This window comes from Peribacillus faecalis, from assembly GCF_014712675.1.
Taxonomy (GTDB): domain Bacteria; phylum Bacillota; class Bacilli; order Bacillales; family DSM-1321; genus Bacillus_AD; species Bacillus_AD faecalis.
The window spans coordinates 42,264-62,987 of sequence record NZ_JACXSI010000070.1; the positions used below are offsets into that span (position 1 = coordinate 42,264).

General features: G+C 40.1%; 20 protein-coding genes. 4 read left to right on the forward strand and 16 right to left on the reverse strand.

Annotated elements, in window-relative coordinates; translation table 11 throughout:
- The first annotated feature begins 72 nt into the window (after positions 1-72).
- Entirely contained in the window at positions 73-1,188 is a 1,116-nt protein-coding gene (locus IEO70_RS19415) for an aminopeptidase (protein ID WP_191000035.1), read from the forward strand.
- A 103-nt stretch (positions 1,189-1,291) separates the two neighbouring features.
- Here IEO70_RS19415 and murC read toward each other — a convergent pair whose 3' ends face one another.
- The 7 genes from murC to IEO70_RS19450 all read right to left on the reverse strand — a co-directional run bounded on the left by murC (position 1,292) and on the right by IEO70_RS19450 (position 9,412).
- Positions 1,292-2,590, reverse strand: coding sequence for a UDP-N-acetylmuramate--L-alanine ligase (gene murC / locus IEO70_RS19420; protein WP_191000036.1), 1,299 nt, complete (start codon positions 2,588-2,590; stop codon positions 1,292-1,294).
- Positions 2,591-2,847: 257 nt separating this feature from the next.
- Positions 2,848-5,547: a DNA translocase FtsK gene (locus tag IEO70_RS20100; protein WP_235973668.1), complete on the reverse strand. Its 2,700-nt coding sequence runs from the start codon at positions 5,545-5,547 to the stop codon at positions 2,848-2,850.
- Positions 5,548-5,732: 185 nt separating this feature from the next.
- Complete coding sequence (locus tag IEO70_RS19430; RefSeq protein ID WP_191000037.1) at positions 5,733-6,542, reverse strand: DUF1444 domain-containing protein; 810 nt, start codon at positions 6,540-6,542, stop codon at positions 5,733-5,735.
- Between the two features lie 53 nt (positions 6,543-6,595).
- Complete coding sequence (locus tag IEO70_RS19435; protein ID WP_191000038.1) at positions 6,596-6,907, reverse strand: thioredoxin family protein; 312 nt, start codon at positions 6,905-6,907, stop codon at positions 6,596-6,598.
- Between the two features lie 352 nt (positions 6,908-7,259).
- Positions 7,260-7,772: a hypothetical protein gene (locus IEO70_RS19440; RefSeq protein WP_191000039.1), complete on the reverse strand. Its 513-nt coding sequence runs from the start codon at positions 7,770-7,772 to the stop codon at positions 7,260-7,262.
- A 27-nt stretch (positions 7,773-7,799) separates the two neighbouring features.
- Complete coding sequence (locus tag IEO70_RS19445; protein WP_191000040.1) at positions 7,800-8,318, reverse strand: DUF84 family protein; 519 nt, start codon at positions 8,316-8,318, stop codon at positions 7,800-7,802.
- 20 nt (positions 8,319-8,338) lie between these two features.
- A complete protein-coding gene (locus tag IEO70_RS19450) occupies positions 8,339-9,412 on the reverse strand; it encodes a M42 family metallopeptidase (RefSeq protein ID WP_191000041.1) in 1,074 nt (357 codons plus the stop codon).
- Between the two features lie 207 nt (positions 9,413-9,619).
- Between IEO70_RS19450 and IEO70_RS19455 the strand changes: the two genes are divergently transcribed.
- The gene (locus IEO70_RS19455) at positions 9,620-9,931 is read left to right on the forward strand and encodes a PepSY domain-containing protein (protein WP_191000042.1); all 312 of its coding nucleotides are present in this window, start codon (positions 9,620-9,622) and stop codon (positions 9,929-9,931) included.
- Positions 9,932-10,568: 637 nt separating this feature from the next.
- On the opposite strand, the gene trmB is transcribed toward IEO70_RS19455, so the two are convergent.
- Entirely contained in the window at positions 10,569-11,210 is a 642-nt protein-coding gene (gene trmB / locus IEO70_RS19460) for a tRNA (guanosine(46)-N7)-methyltransferase TrmB (RefSeq protein WP_191000043.1), read from the reverse strand.
- 151 nt (positions 11,211-11,361) lie between these two features.
- Between trmB and IEO70_RS19465 the strand changes: the two genes are divergently transcribed.
- Positions 11,362-11,640: a YtzH-like family protein gene (locus IEO70_RS19465; protein WP_191000044.1), complete on the forward strand. Its 279-nt coding sequence runs from the start codon at positions 11,362-11,364 to the stop codon at positions 11,638-11,640.
- On the opposite strand, the gene IEO70_RS19470 is transcribed toward IEO70_RS19465, so the two are convergent.
- The 6 genes from IEO70_RS19470 to pepV all read right to left on the reverse strand — a co-directional run bounded on the left by IEO70_RS19470 (position 11,637) and on the right by pepV (position 17,525).
- Positions 11,637-12,422 carry a phosphotransferase family protein gene (locus IEO70_RS19470; RefSeq protein WP_191000095.1) on the reverse strand — a complete coding sequence of 262 codons (786 nt, stop codon included), beginning with the start codon at positions 12,420-12,422 and terminating at the stop codon, positions 11,637-11,639. The genes IEO70_RS19465 and IEO70_RS19470 overlap by 4 nt on opposite strands.
- Before the next feature lie 227 nt (positions 12,423-12,649).
- The gene (locus IEO70_RS19475; protein WP_191000045.1) at positions 12,650-13,618 is read right to left on the reverse strand and encodes a diacylglycerol/lipid kinase family protein; all 969 of its coding nucleotides are present in this window, start codon (positions 13,616-13,618) and stop codon (positions 12,650-12,652) included.
- Positions 13,587-14,570: a nuclease-related domain-containing protein gene (locus tag IEO70_RS19480; protein ID WP_191000046.1), complete on the reverse strand. Its 984-nt coding sequence runs from the start codon at positions 14,568-14,570 to the stop codon at positions 13,587-13,589. The genes IEO70_RS19475 and IEO70_RS19480 overlap by 32 nt, the downstream gene beginning before the upstream one ends.
- A gap of 20 nt (positions 14,571-14,590) precedes the next feature.
- A complete protein-coding gene (thpR, locus tag IEO70_RS19485) occupies positions 14,591-15,151 on the reverse strand; it encodes an RNA 2',3'-cyclic phosphodiesterase (RefSeq protein WP_191000047.1) in 561 nt (186 codons plus the stop codon).
- A 74-nt stretch (positions 15,152-15,225) separates the two neighbouring features.
- The gene (gene dat, locus IEO70_RS19490; protein ID WP_191000048.1) at positions 15,226-16,077 is read right to left on the reverse strand and encodes a D-amino-acid transaminase; all 852 of its coding nucleotides are present in this window, start codon (positions 16,075-16,077) and stop codon (positions 15,226-15,228) included.
- Positions 16,078-16,112: 35 nt separating this feature from the next.
- Positions 16,113-17,525, reverse strand: coding sequence for a dipeptidase PepV (gene pepV / locus IEO70_RS19495; RefSeq protein ID WP_191000049.1), 1,413 nt, complete (start codon positions 17,523-17,525; stop codon positions 16,113-16,115).
- A gap of 525 nt (positions 17,526-18,050) precedes the next feature.
- On the opposite strand from pepV, the gene IEO70_RS19500 reads away from it, so the two are divergent.
- Entirely contained in the window at positions 18,051-18,272 is a 222-nt protein-coding gene (locus IEO70_RS19500) for a DeoR family transcriptional regulator (RefSeq protein WP_191000050.1), read from the forward strand.
- A 34-nt stretch (positions 18,273-18,306) separates the two neighbouring features.
- Here the strand turns inward: IEO70_RS19500 and IEO70_RS19505 are convergent, their stop codons facing one another.
- Together IEO70_RS19505 and IEO70_RS19510 are read right to left on the reverse strand one after the other, a co-directional pair.
- Positions 18,307-19,035 (reverse strand): pseudouridine synthase, encoded by a 729-nt coding sequence (locus IEO70_RS19505; protein ID WP_191000051.1) that lies wholly within the window; start codon positions 19,033-19,035, stop codon positions 18,307-18,309.
- A gap of 82 nt (positions 19,036-19,117) precedes the next feature.
- Entirely contained in the window at positions 19,118-20,722 is a 1,605-nt protein-coding gene (locus IEO70_RS19510) for a putative polysaccharide biosynthesis protein (protein ID WP_191000052.1), read from the reverse strand.
- Positions 20,723-20,724: the final 2 nt, after the last annotated feature.

The following is a 20,724-nucleotide window of genomic DNA, read 5'->3' on the forward strand; positions in this document are numbered from 1 at the left end:
CTTAACACTATTGAACTAATTAGGATACAATAATATTAGCACTTCAGGTGCAATCAGAAATGGAGGGACATCATGAGAGATCCTAGAATTGATGTATTAGCACATAATTTAATCAACTATTCTTTAAAGCTTAAAAAAGGCGAAAAAGTATTAATTGAAAACTTCGGGCTTCAGCGCGATTTAGTTAAAGCGCTTGTTCGCGAAACATATAAGGCAGGCGCATATCCGTTTGTTTCTTTAAAAGATCAGCAAGTTAACCGCGAGCTTCTACTTGGAGCAGAGCAGGAACAATACGATATGATGGCTGCATTCGAAGCAAATGTCATGAAGGAAATGGATGCCTACATCGGTCTTCGTTCCGGAGATAACATTAACGAATTAGCAGATGTTCCGGCAGAAAAAATGGGCATTGAAGGTAATACAATCGGCAAAAAAGTACATAGAGAAATCCGTGTACCGAAAACACGTTGGGTTGTATTGCGCTACCCGAACAATTCTATGGCACAGCTTTCTAAAATGAGTACAGAAGCTTTCGAAGATTTCTACTTCGATGTATGCAATCTTGATTACAGCAAAATGAGCAAGGCAATGGACAGTTTGGTTGATTTAATGAATAAAACCGACAAAGTCCGAATTACAGGACCGGGTACTGACCTTTCTTTCTCTATTAAAGATATTCCGGCTATCAAATGTGCCGGCGAAATGAACATTCCTGACGGTGAAGTGTACACAGCTCCTGTTAAAGACTCTGTAAATGGCGTCATTACATACAACACACCATCACCTTATCAAGGATTTACATTTGAAAACGTGAAATTGACATTTGAAAACGGAAAGATCGTCAATGCAGAAGCAAATGACACAGACCGCATCAATAAAATATTTGATACGGATGAAGGTGCCCGTTATATCGGTGAATTTGCAATCGGCGTAAATCCATACATTTTACATCCTATGCAAGATATTTTATTTGATGAAAAAATCGATGGCAGCTTCCACTTCACACCAGGTCAATGTTACGACGAAGCCTACAATGGCAACTCATCTAACATTCACTGGGACATGGTAAACATTCAGCGCCCTGACTACGGCGGCGGAGAAATCTACTTCGACGACGTTCTAATCCGAAAAGACGGACGCTTCGTTCTTCCGGAGCTGGAATGCCTGAATCCTGAAAATTTAAAATAAGAAAAACCGTTACCGGTCCTTTTGATAAGGCATAAAACATAAAAAGCACCCTATAGGCAGACCTTTTCATAAAGTCTATCCAATAGGGTGCTTTTTGCACTCTTTATTTTAATAAATTCTCATAAGCTACTTGGAATTTTTGTATATCCCCGGCACCCATAAACAGAATAACGCTGTCTTCATATTCCTTTAGCGGAAGCGTATTGCTTTCAAGTAAAAGCTCTCCGCCAGGTATTTTTTCCAATAAGTCGTAAATGGAAAGCTTACCTTGATGTTCACGCGCTGATCCAAAGATATCACACAAGAATACTTTATCCGCTTTATTCAAACTCTCTGCAAACTCATCTAAAAACTTTTGAGTGCGAGAGAATGTATGAGGCTGGAATACCGCAACAATTTTCTTATCCGGGTATTTTTTGCTTGCCGTCTCAATCGTTGCTTTAATCTCTGTAGGATGATGTGCATAATCATCAACTAAAACTTGCGTGCCGATTACTTTTTCGGTAAATCTTCTTTTAACGCCGCTGAACGTTTTCAACTGTTGTTTGACGATTTCCGCATCAATGCCCTCATATTTGCAAAGTGCAATGACCGCTAATGCATTCAACACCGTATGATTTCCAAACGAAGGAATTGTAAATGTCTCATAGTACGTGTTTCTTACAAATACATCGAAAGTTGTTCCTTCAGTTGAAGTTTGTATATTTCTAGCTTGGAAATCATTTTCATCATTAAAGCCGTAAAAGATAACAGGCACACGAGCTTGAATTTTTTGCAGCTGCTCATCATCACCGCATGCGATAATTCCTTTGTTTACTTGAAGAGCCATCTCTTGGAATGCTGAAAATACATCATCCAAGCTGGCAAAATAGTCCGGGTGATCAAAGTCAATGTTTGTCATAATCGCGTAGTCCGGGTAATAAGACAAGAAATGACGACGATATTCACACGCTTCGAATACAAAATATTTTGCCTCGCTGTCTCCTCTTCCCGTTCCATCACCAATTAAAAACGAAGTCGGATCAGAGCCTTTTAAAACGTGAGACATTAAACCGGTTGTCGATGTTTTACCGTGCGCTCCAGTGATCGCTATACTAGTAAAGTTTTTAAGGTATTTTTCCAAAAAATGATGATAACGAATGACAGGAATCCCCAATTCTGTCGCTCGCTCTATTTCTTCATGTGTATCCGGAAAAGCATTGCCTGCAATTATTGTTAAATCATTTGTAATATTGTTCTTATCAAAAGGTAAGATTTTAATTCCTGCATTTTCTAATGCATCTTGAGTAAAGAAATGTTTTTCAATATCGGATCCTTGTACTTTTAGCCCAGTATCATGAAGAATTTGAGCCAATGCACTCATTCCTGATCCTTTAATACCAACAAAATGGTAAACAGTCATACGAGAACCTCCAACAATCGTCTATCTGCAGTACAGCATATGACGTTTTGCATTATTAGTAAACACGCGTCATTTATATGATGAATTTGTAAGTGCATACTAAGTCTATTTCTTAAAGAAATATTATATCATAAAACAATTACAGTGCCAAACTTGGCAACAAATTCATATAGGCGTTATTTTTTATTATATACACGAAATGTGAACTATGTTCGAAATCTAAAGAAATGCTTCTGCACTATACCTAAATGGCTCGATTAATACTCTTGCATCTGCACCCATTCCTGATATTCATCTTTTGTCATTAATACTTCCCGTGGACGGCTGCCTCTCGCTTCAGAAATGATGCCGTTTCTCTCCAAAATCTCCATTAATCTGGCTGCCCTGTTGTAGCCGATATGGAAACGTCTTTGCAGACTGGAAGTCGAAGCACCATTTTGATATACAACGAATTCACATGCCTCTAAAAATAGTTCATCTCTCTCATCAGCAACTTGAGCTTTCGCCAGCAGATCTTCTTGTTGGAACAAGTATTGCGGTTCCTGTTCTTTTCGAACAAAGTCGACTACCTCTTCAATTTCTTCATCCGTAACAAAAGTACCCTGCAGACGTACCGTTTTCGACGACCCGTTCTCTAGGAAGAGCATGTCGCCGCGTCCTAATAGCTTATCAGCCCCGGCGCTGTCCAGTATCGTTCTTGAATCGACCTGAGATGACACTGAGAAGGCAATTCGCGTTGGAATATTCGCTTTAATCAACCCTGTAATAACATCAACAGAGGGTCTTTGTGTCGCAACAACGAGGTGAATACCGCAAGCACGCGCTTTCTGGGCGATACGGCAAATTGATTCCTCTACTTCTGCCGGCGACATCATCATTAAATCCGCCAGCTCGTCAATGACAATGACGATATACGGCAATTGGTCAGAAAATTGCCCTGCCTCTCTCGCCTTCATATTGAAACGTCCGATATCACGTACACCAGTATGCGCAAATAACTCATATCTCCGTTCCATCTCTTCTACAGCCCATTTCAGCGCTGCTGTAGCAGCCTTCACATCGGTAATGACCGGACTCACTAAATGAGGGATATGATTGTATGGAGCAAGTTCAACCATTTTCGGGTCAATTAACAGCAGTTTAACCTCTTGCGGAGTCGCCTTATATAAAAGACTGACAAGCATTGAGTTAATGCAGACACTTTTCCCTGACCCCGTTGCTCCTGCGATCAAACCGTGCGGCATCTTTCTTAAATCCGTGACAATGGGCTGTCCTGTAATATCTAATCCGAGCGCTACTGTCAATGGCGAACCACTGTCTTTGAAAGAATCGCTCTCCAATATTTCTCGGAGAAAGACCGGACGACTTTTTCTGTTCGGAATCTCTATGCCGATTGTGTGTTTTCCCGGAATTGGAGCTTCTATTCGGATATCCTGGGCTGCAAGGCATAATTTAATATCATCTGCCAGATTAGTAATTTTATTGACCTTCACACCCGGTTCCGGCTGAATTTCAAACTGCGTAACAGCCGGTCCTTGCGTAATGTTGACAACACTCGCTTTAACATTGAAATTAAACAAAGTTTCATTTAAGATTTGTCCCTGCTGGTCCAGCCACTCATTATCTTGTTCAGCTTGCACAGAAGGAGAAAGATAATTTATGCTTGGAAATTGATAGTAGGGAGCAGGTTCTTCTTCTTGTTCAGCGCCATTAAAAACAACAGGTTCTTCGCTTATGCCGGCAGGCTCAGTTTCTATCGTTTTTTTTTCATGCTTCTTTTGCTCTTGCTTCTTTAGCAGCTTCGCTTTGTCTTGACGAAGCATCACAACATTGAAAGGTATTTGCTTGCGTTTACGTTCCTCAGGGGCACGCGGAGCCGATTGATTCTCTTGCTCCGGCACCTCATCGGCCGTTTCATTTACCGCAATTGTTTCTGTCTGAAGTAACATGTCGGTTGAAGCCGCTGTCTCTTCATGAGCTTTCTCAACAATCACAGCATTTTCAGTAATCTCTTCTATTTCCGCTTCAGCAGCTGCTTCAATGATTGTTTCTTCCACTATTTCAGCCGGCTTCTCCGCAGCAATAGTGATTTCCTCGTGTAAAGGAATTATCTCCTCAGCAGAAACAGTGATTTCCTCATGAGTAGGAATCTTCTCCTTAACAGACTCAAAATTATCCTCTTCTAGATTACGCACCTCTACCGGCTCCGAAATAATCGGCTCCACTGGTTCTGTACGGATTACCGTTGGCGAAACTTCTTCTTTTCCAATTGAATCAGCAGCGATAACTGCCGGGTCTTTCTTGCGGAAAAATGCCGGTATATCTGTATCAGCGCTTGTTCCCTCAATAGGATATTTCTCTTCTGCTCCTCTTGCAAAACCAGTATGGATGAACTCCGAGTGCCGGTTTTTACGATTCAGTTCAAATTCTAACGAGTCCTCATGTTCCTCGTGTATTGGACGTTTCTGAAATCCGTAGACAGGAGAAGGTATTTCTGTCGGACGAAACGGCCTTTTCCGATCCGGGCCTGCATTATTCGCAACAGGAGCAGCTTTGTGGATAGGTACGACTTTTTCATAACTGTCTATAATTGGACGTCCTCCCTTAACACGCACAGGCGGCTGCTGCCCTTTTTTTCTTCTTTCACTTACATTATCCGGAATGACCGGGAAGCGAAATTCGCCCTTCGGATACTGATAATGAATTTTGGCATCTAGTTCATTTGATGAAGGAGCCTTCTCTTGAAATTGCGGCTTCCGAAATTCTGTTGTTGTTTGCCTTACAGGTTCATTCTCATCTTTTTTATAAAAGTGGCTTTCATTAATCGTTGTAACTTTAACACCTTGTTTGTGCAACTTTTGTAAATCTAATTGTTCATCATCGTTTAAAATGATTTCTTCTATTTCATAAATCTCTTCTGATTTAAACCACTGTTTAATTTTACTCAACCATTTCAAGTAAATCACTCTTTCTAATAACTAATCATCATTATTTTATTTTAACAGCATTTTAATAAATATGAAGCAAAATCAGAGGATTTACAGAAGATTCTCTCGTTTGTATTCAGAAATAATAAAAAGGACCTATCCAAAAAAGCTTATACTGCTTTTGAATAGACCCTTAATGCTATAAAAAGTTTCTGTTATTTCGATTCGTCTACTTTATTTTTTCCTAAAATAAAGATTGGATTTAGTTTTTCATCTTCATAAATGAAGGACAGTGCTGTAATAGGCACATGACCGCTCGCAAAAAAGCTCATACACATTTGCGCAAGCACATCATAGCCGACGTTATTGCGAATATCTGCAACAATACACACATCTCCATGAGGAACCGCAACAGCCATTTCGCCTTTGACCTGTTCTCTCATGCTCTTTAGCCATTGTTTATTCAGCACTTTACTGGCATCGTATCCATCCTTTGTGCTGACAAAATAAAAAATATTGTCCCCAACAGAATCACTCACCGTTTGTGTAGACAACTTCAATAAATTTTGCTGCGCTGCTTCCGTTACTTTCGATTGAACCCAACCGCTATCTTTCATTAGCCGCTGATCAATTAAACGATACGTATTCCCTAAGTCCAGTGCATAATAAATTCTTGTTTCTGCTGTATGTTCGTCTGTGACAAACTCCGAACCATCTTGACTAGCAGCAGGAAACGAAGTACTGCGAATAACCGGATAAATGTGCTCTTCCATTCCTTGCAGACTAACCTGACTGCCCATCACTTCCAAAGCCTCTTTCACATAATAAACTGTTTCATCAATTGCCCGCTGTTCTGCCACTTCCGCTTTTGCCACAATAGGTGGAAGCGAGATTGTAATGCCTTTCTTTGTAGCTGTATTCTCTACACGCAATTCTTCTTTTTCTTTATTGTAATCAAAGGAAAAATCATAACCTTTCAGCTTGTCGCACAGAATTTCCTTCATTCTCTTGTTTGTCATCTTCATATATATCTCTCCTTAAAAGGAAGAACAGTCACTTCAGCTGCTTACACTTTTTCTTATAATGCCTTCAAGAAATTCTCAATTTCTTCTTTTGTCTTTCTATCTTTACTTACAAATCGGCCCAGTTCTGTTCCTTTTTCATAGGCGATAAAACTTGGGATGCCGAAAACATCGCTTTCTGCACAAACTTCAATGAACTCATCACGATCTACATAGATAAAAGTGAATTGTGAAAACTCGTTTTCAACTTCCGGCATAAACGGTTCGATAAATCGGCAATCCGGACACCAGTCGGCAGAAAATAAAAATACAACCTTTTCGTTATTTTTTAACTCATTGAACTGCTCAATACTTTCTAACTTTTTCATGTATTAAATAACCTCCATAGTCACATAGTCATATTATTTTATATTTATCTAATCATAGCAAAGATCATTAATTAGAAAAACCGTCACCAATCCTTTTTGGTGGGGCACATACCCAAGAATCAGCAATATTTTCGAATGATTGGCTTCTTTAAATATAATGCTAATCAAAAAGGAGACATGCGGGAGGACTAAGATGAATCACACAAGAAACCCGCCTTTGGTTTCTTGGGGGAGACAGCTTAGGACCGAGCATGGCAGGTGTAAGGTTAGACAGCTATCTAAGTTCAAAAATATATGTTTTCTTATTTTTTGAAAAACAAGCGGAAAGAAAAATCTTTTCTCTCCACCCGATTCATTGTTGTTCAATTGAATTGGCGATTTTCATCAATTGCTCGCCGTAGTTTGCCAGTCGGCTCGTTTTCGTTTGAGTAGTAATTTTCACCCCGCCGATGCCGACAGTCAGTTCATACGTATTTTCATCGATTTCCTTCAAACCAGCATAACCGACCTTTTTCGTTGCTTCAAACGTTTCCAACTCTATATAATCAGCAGCATTTTGTTTAATTAAGTCAAGCTGAAGCGTGCTATCGGCCCCTTCATTAGGATTTATAAAAAGAAGAATTGTATCTCCCTTATAATGAAGCGTCAGATTATATTCATCCTCTTCTTCTATGTCATAACCAGAAGGCAAGTAGAACTTTGTATCTCCGTTGATTGTATTCGTAGCTTCAGGCGTTTCCTCAAATGCACGCTCCGCTGCTTCCACTGCCTCTATCTTTTCTTCATTTATATCTGATGAACAGCCATACATAAAAAGCATCAGAACATTTAACAACAAAAATATATTAATCGAACTTCGCCTCATTACTCGGGTCCACCTTTACCATCTCTTTTAAATTTTTCCGCTTTCACGATAACGATATTGGCCAATTAGCATCTGCATAATATGCACAAACATTTGTCTTCTGGAAACCGCTTCTCTTGTAAAGACCCCAATTGCACCTTCCTTATGGCGGACATTATTTTGTTTCGTATAATCATCCATCACAGGGCCGAGCTCTTCTCCATTCATCAGACGCTCCGCAACATCAGCAGGCACCTTAATTCTTGCCCCTCCGGCAATAATAGGCTCCTCACCTTCAACTGCCAACGCTCCCCAATTACATAGAAATAAGCCGTATGGAGTTTGTACAACGCCTCCTTCTAGTCCAATGCCAATTTGAGCACCGGCAGCCAAACGGGAAGCTTTCGCTCTGTTAATTGCACCTTCAATTGTTTCTTCATCGGAAAACGGCTGATCCGATACTCCCGAAGGTACATCTACCGGTATAACCGAATTCGCTTCGTTTATAAAGCAATCTCTCACCGCTTCTACCTTTGCGGGATTCTTGCTGCCTATCGCTATCTTCATTACTGAAATAATCCCTTCACTTAAGCATTGCTTCTGATCGTGTCTACAGTTGTACGATCACATTTTTTCACTAGTGTAATCAGCATTTCCTTCGCTGCTTCATAATCATCGACAGAAATGATTGCTGCATGCGTATGCACATAACGAGAGCAAACACCCACAAATGCACTCGGAACTCCTTCATTGCTGATGTGTACACGTCCTGCATCCGTTCCGCCTTGAGAAACGAAGTATTGATACGGAATGTTATTACTTTCTACTGTATCCAATACAAATTCTCTCATACCTTTATGCGTTATCATCGAACGGTCCATGATGCGAAGTAATGCGCCTTTTCCAAGTTGGCCGAACACATCCTTGTTCCCGCTCATATCATTCGCAGGACTGCAATCAAGCGCAAAGTAAATATCCGGCTTAATTAAGTTCGCTGCCGTTTGCGCACCTCTTAGACCAACCTCTTCTTGAACAGTCGCTCCTGAATATAAAATATTCGGCAATGTTTCGCCATGAGTTTCTTTCAGAAGCTCAATTGCCAATCCGCATCCAAGTCGATTATCCCAAGCCTTCGCCATAATCTTTTTATTATTCGCCATTGGTGTAAACGGACAAATCGGCACAATTTGCTGTCCAGGCTTAATACCAATCGCCTTAGCATCTTCTGCATCATCGGCACCGATATCAATCAGCATATTTTTAACATCCATTGGCTTCGAACGCTGAGATTCATCTAGTAAATGAGGGGGAATAGATGCAATAACACCGATAACCGGCCCATTATCTGTTATAATTTGAACCCTTTGTGCCAATAGCACTTGGCTCCACCAGCCGCCAAGCGTTTGAAAACGAAGCAAGCCATTCGGTGTAATCGATGTCACCATAAAACCAACTTCATCCATGTGGCCGCCAACCATTACAACAGGCCCTTTTTCATCGCCCTTTTTGACGCCAAAAATACTCCCTAAGCCATCTTGAACAATTTCATCGCTGTATTTTGTTAATTCCGAACGCATAAATTTTCTTACATCATGTTCAAATCCCGGAGCACCAGGCAATTCTGTCAATGTTTTATATAACGCTAATGTGTCTTGATTCATAATCCCGCTCCTCTTTTTAAGTTTTTTCTGCCATATGTAACATTTCTATTTTACCGAAACTTAAAGAACACTACCACATTTTAAAACTTTAATGGTTTTTCGAACTTTTGAAATCATATGTCGTACTTAAATTGAAGTTCCAATATGACTCCTATATACTAATTATTAATATTGGATTTTTATTAAATGAGCAAGGAGGTATATACAATGAAATTGCGCGATTTGGCAATCGGAGCTGTAATCGGGTTTGCTTGCGGCTATGCGGCAAAAACATTAATCAGCAATAACCAACTGCAATCACCGGATGATATTTTAGATGCTGTTAAACGCAAAATGAATGAAACAGGAAAAGTCATCGGCTCTTGGATTTTAATGACGCCGGAGCCGTTCGAAAAAAATGGATTGCAGACAAATGTCTTTAAGGGCGGATTGACAAGAATATTAGACGGCGAACAAAAACAGTATGAATTTTTCGCCGATGCAAAAACCGGCACAGTAGTCGAGATGGTGGAGCAATAGAGAAAAACCGTTACCGGTCCTTTTTCATTTTTGATATCACTCCTTGATTTTTCTTCAATGGAAAAGGAGCCATGTGGGAACCAAATGCGGAAGCGGCCCGTTCAGCCCCGACTAGCATAAGACGAATCACGCAGGAAATTGTAAAATTTTCGGAGTGATTTGGCTTATGACCTCGAGGGGCTGGCCGCTGCAGCTAGACAAGGACTAAGTAGGAACAGCGACTAAGAACGCTACGTCCTGTAGCAACTTCGCTGTGACTCTCATCGTGAGAGGCCACACAAGAAACCCGGTTTTGGTTTATTGGGTGGGATGCAAGTAATGAACATCGGCTAAAGACGCCACGTCCTGTGGCAACGCCGATATGACCTACATCCTGTTGGCCTCCTAGCATGACAGGTATATGGTTAGACAGCTATCTAAGTATAGAAATATAAACTTCTTATCTTTTTAGAAAACTTGCCTTTGACAAGCCTGATAAGGCGCAGTCAAAGGTCTAGTTGCACTTATACTATAAACTTTAAATTGGTGACTACGTCGAAGAATCTTCCACCTTGTTGCCAATTTATATACTAAAGTGCGGCACCGATCCTTATACAAAAAAACACCGCAAGAATCGCTCCTTGCGGTGTTTTTTATCTTACTTCGTAAATTGTGCTTCCACTCTATAGATGCGACTTCCCTTTTTCGAAAACTTCTCTTCATATTCTGTCATAATATTGGTTTCATCAGCAGTTTGATGAAGATGTAAATTAACATCTTTTAACTTCATGCCATATTGAGACATGCTCACTAATGAATACTGGAATAATCCGCGGTTATCTGTTTTGAAATGAATTTCGCCTTCAGGGCGTAATATATCTTCATACACATTTAAGAAAGAAGCATATGTTAATCTTCTCTTTTCATGACGGTTTTTCGGCCATGGATCAGAGAAATTCAAATATACTTGATCAATTTCGCCTTTTTCAAAGTAATCGCGAAGGTCAACAGCATTAACCGCCATCAGCTTCACGTTCGGCAGATCCGCTTCAATGAAACGATCAAGCGCATAAACGATGACACTTTCATACGCTTCAATTGCAATATAGTTAATATGAGGGTTCATTTGCGCCATTCCTGCAATGAAGCGTCCTTTTCCACTGCCTACCTCGATATGGATCGGATTGTCATTGCCGAATACCTCTTTCCAGCGTCCTTTATGGTCTTCCGGATTTCTCACAACAAATTGCGGATGTGCATCCAATTTATCTTTTGCCCACGGTTTATATTTTAAACGCATAATAGCAACTCCTCGTTCATGTAGTTTTAGTTAATGTCATGAAAATTCAAAGCAATTAAGCATGAATAGTAACAAACAATTTAAGGCATTCTACAAAAGAAAAGCCCCTGTAATAAGGAGCTTAAGCTTTATTAAGAAAGGTTGATCATCAATGCCTCTTTCACAACAACATCAAGTAACAATATTAAAAGATATTTTAACGAACCATCAAAGCGATTGCTGCGGCTCGGTGTCTGAATGCGAACAAGTTGAACGGCTTGTCAAATCCCTTTTGGCAAACGGACAAGTAAGTCAGCAGATCATTCCGATTTTGAATGAAATCTATACTTACAGCCAAAGCGGAAAGACAAGCGACAATTTGGATAATCACATTACGACACACCAAAGTCAACTAACTAGCTGGGTTGACTCAATCGATCAATATACTTAATCTTCCTCTAAAATAGTTTGCAATTGGCTCAGCCAATGGTTCATTTCTTGAAAACGACCTTTTGACTTATGCCACTGGACAGAAGAAATGATTTGGAATATAACATACCATTTCATTCTTCTGTTTAACGAATCCGTTAATGGGACCCCATAATTTTCGAGCCATGTGTTCCATTCCTCATGAGGAATATAACAAAAAAGGAGCATGCCGAGGTCAATTGCCGGATCGGCAATCATGGCTCCATCCCAATCAATTAGAAATAACTGCTCATCTTCCTGAGATAGCAGCCAATTATTATGATTAACGTCACAATGACAAACAACATATTCATCACATACGATATCTGGCAGCATATTGTCTAATATTTCAACAGCTTTTCTGATGTTTGATATTGAAGAGAGCTCATCATCAAGCGAAGTTTTCATATTATCTAAAAGCTGTTCTGGCTTTAACGGAACTTTACCCATTCTTAGAAGCATTGAACGCAGCGGTGCAGATTGATGAATTTTCCTCAACAATCGAGCGACCATACTGTCCCTCATTTCTTCTTGGGCTAATTCCCGGCCATTAAGCCATCGTTGTGCAGTTATAACATCTCCGCTTTCGAGTCTCCTTGTCCATACTAGCTTCGGCACGATTCCTTCAGCTGACAAAACAGCTAAAAATGGTGATGAGTTTCGCTTTAAAAAAAGTTTGTTCTCCCCATTTATTGCTATAAAGGCTTCTCCTGTCGCTCCGCCAGCAGGAACAATTTCCCATTCTTGACCCAATATTTGATCCAACATGGTCACCTTCAATTTCATTCAGTAGCTTTTTTCATCTATAAAAATGAAAAACCAATCAGGTTCTTCAGAGTAGACAATATAGAATAATATCATATTTTACTAGATTTTAAAACTAAAAGACAACTATCGCATTATATGCAATAGACACCTAATCTAGATTTTATGTAAAATGCCCTATTCCGTCAAGTAAGTATAAAAAGAAATACTTTACTGAATATACACAATTACTTTGATATAACTTTCAATTTTTCCGGGACTACTTTTGCATCCACCTCGGAATATCCGACAATTTCCCCATCAGCCTGAATCGGCACATCTTCCTCTGTCGCCATATGTATGCGGCTGCACATAAATTGTTCAACGTACTTTGACATTTTTAAGTGCCCGCCCCAAAAAACGGTCGCAAACATAAGCAAAAACAAGAATGAAGGTATGTTGCTGACAACGATAACATGAAGTTTCCCATCATGGACTGAAGCAGCGGGGGCAATCTTTAATCCACCTCCGAAATATGGCTGATTAGCCACTACGATAAACCATACCTTATTGTAAGTCTTTTTCTTTCCATCAGCTTCAATCTGCAATGGAAATGGCCGAAATATAAATAATTGCCTGAATAAATAATATAAATATATAAACTTTCCAAGCTTCCATTTTTGAAAATGCTTTTTCCGCTTCGATCCATTGACAGCCTTGCATATGCTGGCGTCAAACCCAAGTCCTAAGCTATTTACAAAAAACATTTTTTGATGTTTGTATTGCATTTCCCCTATATCGATGACATCCGTATGATGTTCAGACTCGTTTAAAAGATGCGTAATTTCACTAACGTTACGAATCTTCTGTACACCCCTCGCGTAATCATTGCCGGAGCCGGCCGCAATGCAGGCAATGACAGCATGAGAATATGATGCGGCACCATTAATTACTTCATGTATCATTCCATCGCCGCCAACAATGAGCAAAACGGTTCTTGTCCGGTACTTATTCAATATTTCTTTTGCAATCTCTTTAGCATGACCAGCGTATTCCGTACTATATACAGCATATTGAATTTCCTTCTCTTGCAATCGTTTCTCCGTTTCCTTCCAAATTTTCCGGCTGTTTACGGAGGCGGGATTGCCGTTTTTAATAATGTGCACAAATTGATGGTTAGCTTGATCACGATTCCGCATCACTGGATCCAACATCATCGTAATCACTCCATTCCATTCGCATCATGGACGTTGTTTGGCTATAGTTTAGTAAAACCTCCGCACCCTTTATTTGCTGGCGCTTTATAGGAGAATTTGACTTTCTCATCATCTCGAACCATTCTGGAAAGCGCTTTTTATCTAAAATGAATAAATCTTTCATGCCTAAAGTATATTCAATAAAACTATTCCTTGATATAACAGCTTTCTTAATCGGCAATTCAACTTGATATAAGTTAAAAAGCTTATTGATTATTTTTTCTGAGCGCTGTAAAGAAATCAACGGATTCAGCACTCTTTGCTCCTTTTCCTCGTGATGCCTTCTCACCCAAAACTTATCATTGTTACCTTCATAAACAGATAAATCCATCTCTTCCAAAAACGTGATACACCAAGCGGCAGTAGGAGTTAATATGATGGTATCGATCTGAATCGGTGCTTTGTTAATACGAAGAACCGGTTCAAATAAGATAAGATATGTATCAGGAAAACGCTGCAAAAGAAGCTTTAATTTTTCATCCCGATAATACGCTCGATCGACTAAGGATCGTTCACGTATAGTCGTTGTTGCCCACTTCATTTGAAAGTGAAACAACTGATCCAGAAAGGTCACTTTCAAATCTTTCTCTGTTTCCGGCACAGTAATCATCGAAAAGAACATTTCTTCTTCCTGGCCTGCTTTCGCTTTCTTTTCAGCCTTGTCTTCCGCTTCTCCCCTTTTCTCCGTTCTTTTCACAACATTTTTCAGTTTATCCAATAAGCTCGGTTTTTCTTCAATCCATGGCTCTTCTTCAGTATCTGCCTGAATCATTTCTTGCAGTACCCCTGTTTGAAAAGCATGTTGCAGTTTGGACCATTGTTGCTTTTTCAATCTCACATATTGAGTCGGATACCGATAAATATCCTGCTCATAACGAGAAATATAATCTTGTAATTTGATGAGCTGTCCCATTTTTCACACCAATCCCCTGTTTATCTTAAATACAATCTTTCTCTCTTTATATATTTCGGCTCTTGGTCCATCCTTGTTTCAAATAAAGTTACTTCTTCTACAAGGAATGGCGGACAATCTTTCAAGAGCTGTTGACACAATCGAAGGTCTCCTTCTGTAAAAAGGTCCTCTGAACGATATTTTCTTGCCAGTGTTATATGCGGCCGAAACGGTCGTTCTTCCAAAGCGAAATTATTTTTTTTGCAAGCATCAGCTACAGCCGACTGAATCGATATCAGTTGGTCTTCTGAATGAGGTGCACACCAGAAAACTCGCGGTTGTTCCTTTTTGCCGAAAATACCGAAGTGATTTATGTGAAGGGTAAACGGATGTTCATTTTGAAGCGCCATTTCACAGTCTTTCCAGCATTCTAAAAGTTGGTTCGGTTCTGCATCGCCGAGAAATGCAAGTGTCAAATGTAAATCATCCCGGTGCACCCATCGTTGGAATGGCAGTTGTTTTTTCAATAATTCCACTTTTTCCTGCAAAAATTGCTTCACGTTCTCCGGAAGAGGTAGCGCAATAAAATAGTGCTTTTTCACACAGTCACCTCCTATCATTTATTAAATAAAAGCCGGCACAAGAATCTTCTTGCACCGACCCTATAAAAGAATCACTAAGCTTTGCATTGCTCCTTAATTACTGATTCGAATGATTGCTGAAGCTTTAAGGTGGTTGGACCGACTAGCCCATTGCCGATCTTCTCCCCGTTCACTTCGACAATCGGAGTAATTTCCGATGTTGTGCTTGTCATAAATGCTTCATCAGCCTGTAAAAGCTCATTTTCGGTGAAAGGCGATTGTTCGACAGTAATATTCAGTTTCTCACATTGTTCCAGCATGACTATACGTGATATGCCGTTTAGGATGAGATGATTGGCAGGGTGTGTTTTCACTTTACCGTTTTTCACTATATGAATATTGGAAGAACTGCCTTCGGTCACAAAACCATCGCGAACAAAAATCGCTTCATAGCAGCCTTCACTTGCTGCATCTTGTTTCGCTAAAATATTACCCAGTAAATTTAAGCTTTTAATATCGCATTTCAACCAGCGTATATCTTCCGCTGTCTTCGCTTTCACACCATTTTTCATCTGAGCATCAGGACGCTTTAACGCTTTTGTAAAGGCAAAAAAAGTGACCGGCACATCTTCACCCGGAAAGATATGCTGACGTACCGCCGCCCCTCTGCTTACCTGAATATAAACAATGCCGAGTTCTAAATCATTTTCTTTCACTAACTGCATCAAAATTGCTTTGATCTGCTCTGGCTCATACGGCATTCTCAAATAAATCTTTTCAGCGCTCCGCATTAATCGCTGCAAATGCTTTTCTAAAGTAAACAGCTTTCCGTCATAAACGCGGACAACTTCATATATGCCATCGCCGAATACATTGCCACGATCCTCTATGTCTATTTTGGCGTCTGTACGGTCAATGAATTGTCCATTAAGAAAAACCTTCCCCATACTTCATTCCCCCATCCCTTTTATCGTAAAAGCAATTATTTCGCCAGTTCGTAAATTGCTTCTGCATATAGGGCAGTTGCCTTCAATAAATCCTCTATATACATATATTCATCTTTTTGATGCGCAATATCTTCTCGCCCAGGGAACAACGGTCCGAATGCGACACCCGCTTCTAAAGAACGGGCATATGTTCCGCCACCGATCGCAATCAATTCGGCTTTTTCGCCCGTTTGTCCTTCATACACCTTCGATAAAGTTTGCACCAGGAAACTGTCAGATTTCACATGATGCGGTTTTGAATGAGAAAGTGTACTTAAAGCAAAGTGATTTTCTTTTAAAACTTTCTGCAGTTTATCACTTGCTACTCCATGACCATAAGAAACCGGGTAGCGCAAGTTGATGCCGACTTGTCCGCCTTCTTCTTTGGAATAGCGCATCAGACCGACATTCAGCGTTACGTCTCCTGTTTCTTCATCGTTATAGGCAATACCGAAGCTTTTGCCTCTTGAATCGTTAAATAAATAATTCACAACAAAAGTGAAATAGTCATTTGCATGCTTAGATAATGGAAGTTCATTCAAGAATAGCGATAAATACAGACCGGCATTTACACCGTTTTTCGGCTCCATCCCATGAGCTGAAACCCCTTCAAGTTCAAGGACAATCGTATTGCCTTCTTCTTTCGCTGCACCTTTCAATTCATTTTTAGCCAGAAATGCTTCGAATTCTGTTTTAATAGCTGCTGGCGCCTCTTTCACTTCAAGAACTGCTGTTGCATAATCAGGGACCATATTGAATCTTCTTCCCGATTCAAATTGCTTCACTGTTATATCTGCTGAACCGGCTTCCAAGTTCGGAGCTTGATTCATATAAAAATCCCAAATCCCTTTCTCAGCGAAAATAATCGGGAAATCAGCATCCGGTGCAAATCCTAATGTCGGCATTTCCTCATGCTTAAAGTATGTATCAACACATCTCCATTCTGACTCCTCATCCGTTCCTATAATCATGCGCACGCGTTTTGATAATGGAAGTCCCAATTCTTTCACGATGTTCATCGCATAATAAGCAGCCATTGTCGGGCCTTTATCATCAAGTACACCGCGGGCGAAAATCTTCCCGTCTCGAATTTCGGCGCCGTACGGATCACTGCTCCATCCGTCTCCTTCCGGAACAACATCAACATGACAAAGAATTCCGAGAATATCTTCACCTTTTCCCATTTCTATATGACCTGCCAGATGTTCAACATCCTTTACTGTGTAGCCGTCATTTTCGCCTTTTTTCAGCATATATTGCAGCGCTTCCTGAACGCCCTTGCCAAGAGGGGCTTCCGGTGTTGCGTTTTCTTCATCGAGCACACTTTTAATACGCAAAAACTCCTGTGTATCTTTAATCAGTTGCTCTTTTCGTTTATTCACTTCTTCTGTCCAATTTATTTGGTTCATCAGTAAACTCTCCTTTTGATTGAAATCTCTATGCAGCCTCTAAATTCCGGCAAGAATTAAATTTCATTGACTCTTCTTACAATTATACTCCTTAACGGCTGATTCTTAATACATAATTGCCAAATAAAAGCCTGCTTCTGAAAGAATTACTTCTATATAATGAATTACTCTGCGTAAATTATGTAAATATTTCTCAAATAATGTATAACTTCCTCAAATTTCATCATATTATTACTGTAATAAAACTTTTTTTGAAAGTTTTCAGAAATTTGTTAGCTTTTTCAGCTAATAGCAGTTAAAATATAAGTGTACACGGGAGATTATCAAATGTATTTTTGATAGCCCTCTTTACGCTCTTCCATTGAGGAAAAGGAGATGTATGAATTTCAAAATCACAATGCTTTATTCTTAACAGTTTGTAGTTGTTGTTAGCACTTGTTTTGGGAAGTAACGGGAATGTAACCGTAAGTACCAGTTAGGCGAAACTTCATTCCTGTAAGCTAATAAGAAGTAAGGAGTGGTATTTTGAAACCTTCAACCAATAGGATGCTAACCCGTATCAAATCCGTTTACCTTTTCATTAGACAAAACGGTACTGTAACGACGCAAGACATTGTCGATGAATTTGGCATCACTCCTCGTACTATTCAACGTGATTTAAATGTGCTTGCTTATAATGACTTAGTTATAAGCCCGAGCCGCGGCCAGTGGAAGGCTACAAATAAAAAAATAAAACGAACCTCTTAATATATATTTACCTCTTAATAAAAAACCGAGCCTCTCACAGCTCGGATTTTTTTTCGTATTGCATTAATGCTTCCAATTCTTCATCAGTCAGCTCGCGATATTCTCCCAATTCCAATGTTTCATCCAATACGAGATTAGCCATTGTCAGCCGTTTTAAATAAGTCACTTTCTTGCCGACTGCTTCAAACATTCGTTTCACTTGATGAAACTTGCCTTCAGTTATCGTCAATTCTATCTCCGAGACCGGACCAGCTGATAAAATCTTCAATTGTCCTGGCTTTGTGTGGTAGCCATCTTCAAGCGTAACCCCTTTGCTGAATGCTTCAATATCCGCATCCGTCACTTCTCCGCTTATTCGCGCGTAATACGTTTTCGGCACGTGTTTCTTCGGAGAAAGCAGTCTGTGCGCCAGCTGGCCGTCATTCGTCAACAGCAGCAGACCTTCTGTATCTTTATCTAATCTTCCTACCGGAAACGGATCAAAAATTTGATCCTCTTCTTCAAGAATATCGACAACGGTTTCTTGTCGGTCATCTTCTGTTGCCGATAAAATACCAGGCGGTTTATTCATCATTAAGTAAATAAACTCACGATATTCCACTTCTTCACCGTAAACCGTCACGAGCTGTGTTTCCGGATCAACGTGCTGCTTTGCATCCTTTATAACAGTGCCATCAATTTTGACTGCCCCTGCTTTCAATAGTTTTTTAACGTCCTTGCGGCTGCCGTAGCCGATATTCGCAAGCATTTTATCTATTCTCATTTTGTAACCACTCCATCATTCATATTAGCAAAAGAAACCTCGCCATTAATAGCAAGGTCTCTCTATTTCAGACTTTTTTCTTTTAGACACCTAATTTATTTTTCAAACGGTCGATTTTGCTGCCGAACAATCGCCGAGCCAGTGTGGACTTTAGCGCTAAAGCAAAGTAGAATATTGCCCCGATAGCTACACTCAGAACAATTATAATGATCGCTTGCCACCTGTTAGTTGCATCCAAGAAGAAGGATAGGCCTGTCATTGTCAACCATACAGCTCCTGCCATGATGGCTGTGAAAATCGCCATTAACAATGTTCTCTTTACAATCGTATTGTATTTAAAGCCAGTAAAATAATAAATGACATATAAATTAATGCATGTCGCCGCAAGATATCCTAACGTCGTTGCATATACAGAACCTTCTGTTTCAAACCAATGAATGAACGGAATGTTTAAAACAAGCTTGACCAAAATCCCAACCAGTAAGCTTAACACCGTGTACTTCTGTTGGTTAATTCCTTGCAGAATAGCAGCGGATACAGAGAAGCCTGCAAATAACACCGCTGTCGGTGCATATGTTTGCAGCACGCTAACACCCAATGCGTCATAGCCATAAAACAGCGTGTAAATCGGTTCAGCCAATAAAGACATGCCGAATACCGCCGGCAACGTCAAGAAAAGCAAAATTTGAAATGCCTGATTCAGTTGATTCGTGTACTCCGCTTTATTATTTTCAACAAAAGCCTTCGTAACAGACGGGACAATCGCCATTGAGAATCCGGTCGCAAGCGTCATCGGAATAATGACGAGCTTTTGCGCCGAAACATTCAAAATTCCTAACGCTGTCTCAGAAGTGTGGCCAAGCCCGATATCTGCCATTGCCTTATTGAAGGTCAACTGGTCAACAAGTTGGAAGAGTGACATCGCAATTCCGACAAATACAAACGGAATCGCATAAATAATAATCTCTTTGTACATTTGCCCGAGCGGAATGTGAACTTCACCTTTGTCTTTCAGCAGCTGAGCATCCAGAGCAGGTTTGCTCTTTTTCCAATTCCACAGCAATACTGCCAAACTTCCTATTGCCCCAACAAATGCAGCGAATGTCGCAACACTAATCGCTGCCACAATACTGCCGTTAAACAAATACACAACCACAAATGAGCCGCCAAGCAACACAACTACACGAATCAGTTGCTCCAATACCATCGAAACAGAGGTTGGCCCCATCGATTCATTTCCTTGAAAATATCCTCTGATCATACTCATCACAGGAATTAAAATTAAAGCAAAACTGACAGCCCTCATAACAGTAGTGATATCCTCAGCAGAGAAGCCCTGTGTGGATTTCATAGCTGCTGCTAAAGATGGAGCGGACAAATACATGGCAAGAAAAGCGATGAATCCGGTAGCCATCATGATTTTCAAGCTTGATTTAAATAATCTTTGCCCAATCGCATACTCACCTAATGCATTATATTTAGCAACAAACTTGGATACAGCCAATGGCAATCCGCCTGTTGCGATACTTAAAAAGATTGTATAAGGTACATATGCATATTGATATAAGGATAGCCCCTCCGCTCCTACAATTGCATTGAACGGAATAACATATAATAAACCGAGCACTTTGGAAAGAACCATTCCCAGCGTCAATATAAAAGTACCTTTTAATAATTTAGATGACATAT

What these genes read in the sequence shown, in the direction of transcription:
- IEO70_RS19415 (WP_191000035.1), top strand. Translation starts at nt 73, where the DNA reads ATGAGAGATCCTAGAATTGATGTATTAGCACATAATTTAATCAACTAT.
- murC (WP_191000036.1), bottom strand. Translation starts at nt 2,590, where the DNA reads ATGACTGTTTACCATTTTGTTGGTATTAAAGGATCAGGAATGAGTGCA.
- IEO70_RS19430 (WP_191000037.1), bottom strand. Translation starts at nt 6,542, where the DNA reads ATGAAGATGACAAACAAGAGAATGAAGGAAATTCTGTGCGACAAGCTG.
- IEO70_RS19435 (WP_191000038.1), bottom strand. Translation starts at nt 6,907, where the DNA reads ATGAAAAAGTTAGAAAGTATTGAGCAGTTCAATGAGTTAAAAAATAAC.
- IEO70_RS19440 (WP_191000039.1), bottom strand. Translation starts at nt 7,772, where the DNA reads ATGAGGCGAAGTTCGATTAATATATTTTTGTTGTTAAATGTTCTGATG.
- IEO70_RS19445 (WP_191000040.1), bottom strand. Translation starts at nt 8,318, where the DNA reads ATGAAGATAGCGATAGGCAGCAAGAATCCCGCAAAGGTAGAAGCGGTG.
- IEO70_RS19450 (WP_191000041.1), bottom strand. Translation starts at nt 9,412, where the DNA reads ATGAATCAAGACACATTAGCGTTATATAAAACATTGACAGAATTGCCT.
- IEO70_RS19455 (WP_191000042.1), top strand. Translation starts at nt 9,620, where the DNA reads ATGAAATTGCGCGATTTGGCAATCGGAGCTGTAATCGGGTTTGCTTGC.
- trmB (WP_191000043.1), bottom strand. Translation starts at nt 11,210, where the DNA reads ATGCGTTTAAAATATAAACCGTGGGCAAAAGATAAATTGGATGCACAT.
- IEO70_RS19465 (WP_191000044.1), top strand. Translation starts at nt 11,362, where the DNA reads ATGCCTCTTTCACAACAACATCAAGTAACAATATTAAAAGATATTTTA.
- IEO70_RS19475 (WP_191000045.1), bottom strand. Translation starts at nt 13,618, where the DNA reads ATGATGTTGGATCCAGTGATGCGGAATCGTGATCAAGCTAACCATCAA.
- IEO70_RS19480 (WP_191000046.1), bottom strand. Translation starts at nt 14,570, where the DNA reads ATGGGACAGCTCATCAAATTACAAGATTATATTTCTCGTTATGAGCAG.
- dat (WP_191000048.1), bottom strand. Translation starts at nt 16,077, where the DNA reads ATGGGGAAGGTTTTTCTTAATGGACAATTCATTGACCGTACAGACGCC.
- pepV (WP_191000049.1), bottom strand. Translation starts at nt 17,525, where the DNA reads ATGAACCAAATAAATTGGACAGAAGAAGTGAATAAACGAAAAGAGCAA.
- IEO70_RS19505 (WP_191000051.1), bottom strand. Translation starts at nt 19,035, where the DNA reads ATGAGAATAGATAAAATGCTTGCGAATATCGGCTACGGCAGCCGCAAG.
- IEO70_RS19510 (WP_191000052.1), bottom strand. Translation starts at nt 20,722, where the DNA reads ATGTCATCTAAATTATTAAAAGGTACTTTTATATTGACGCTGGGAATG.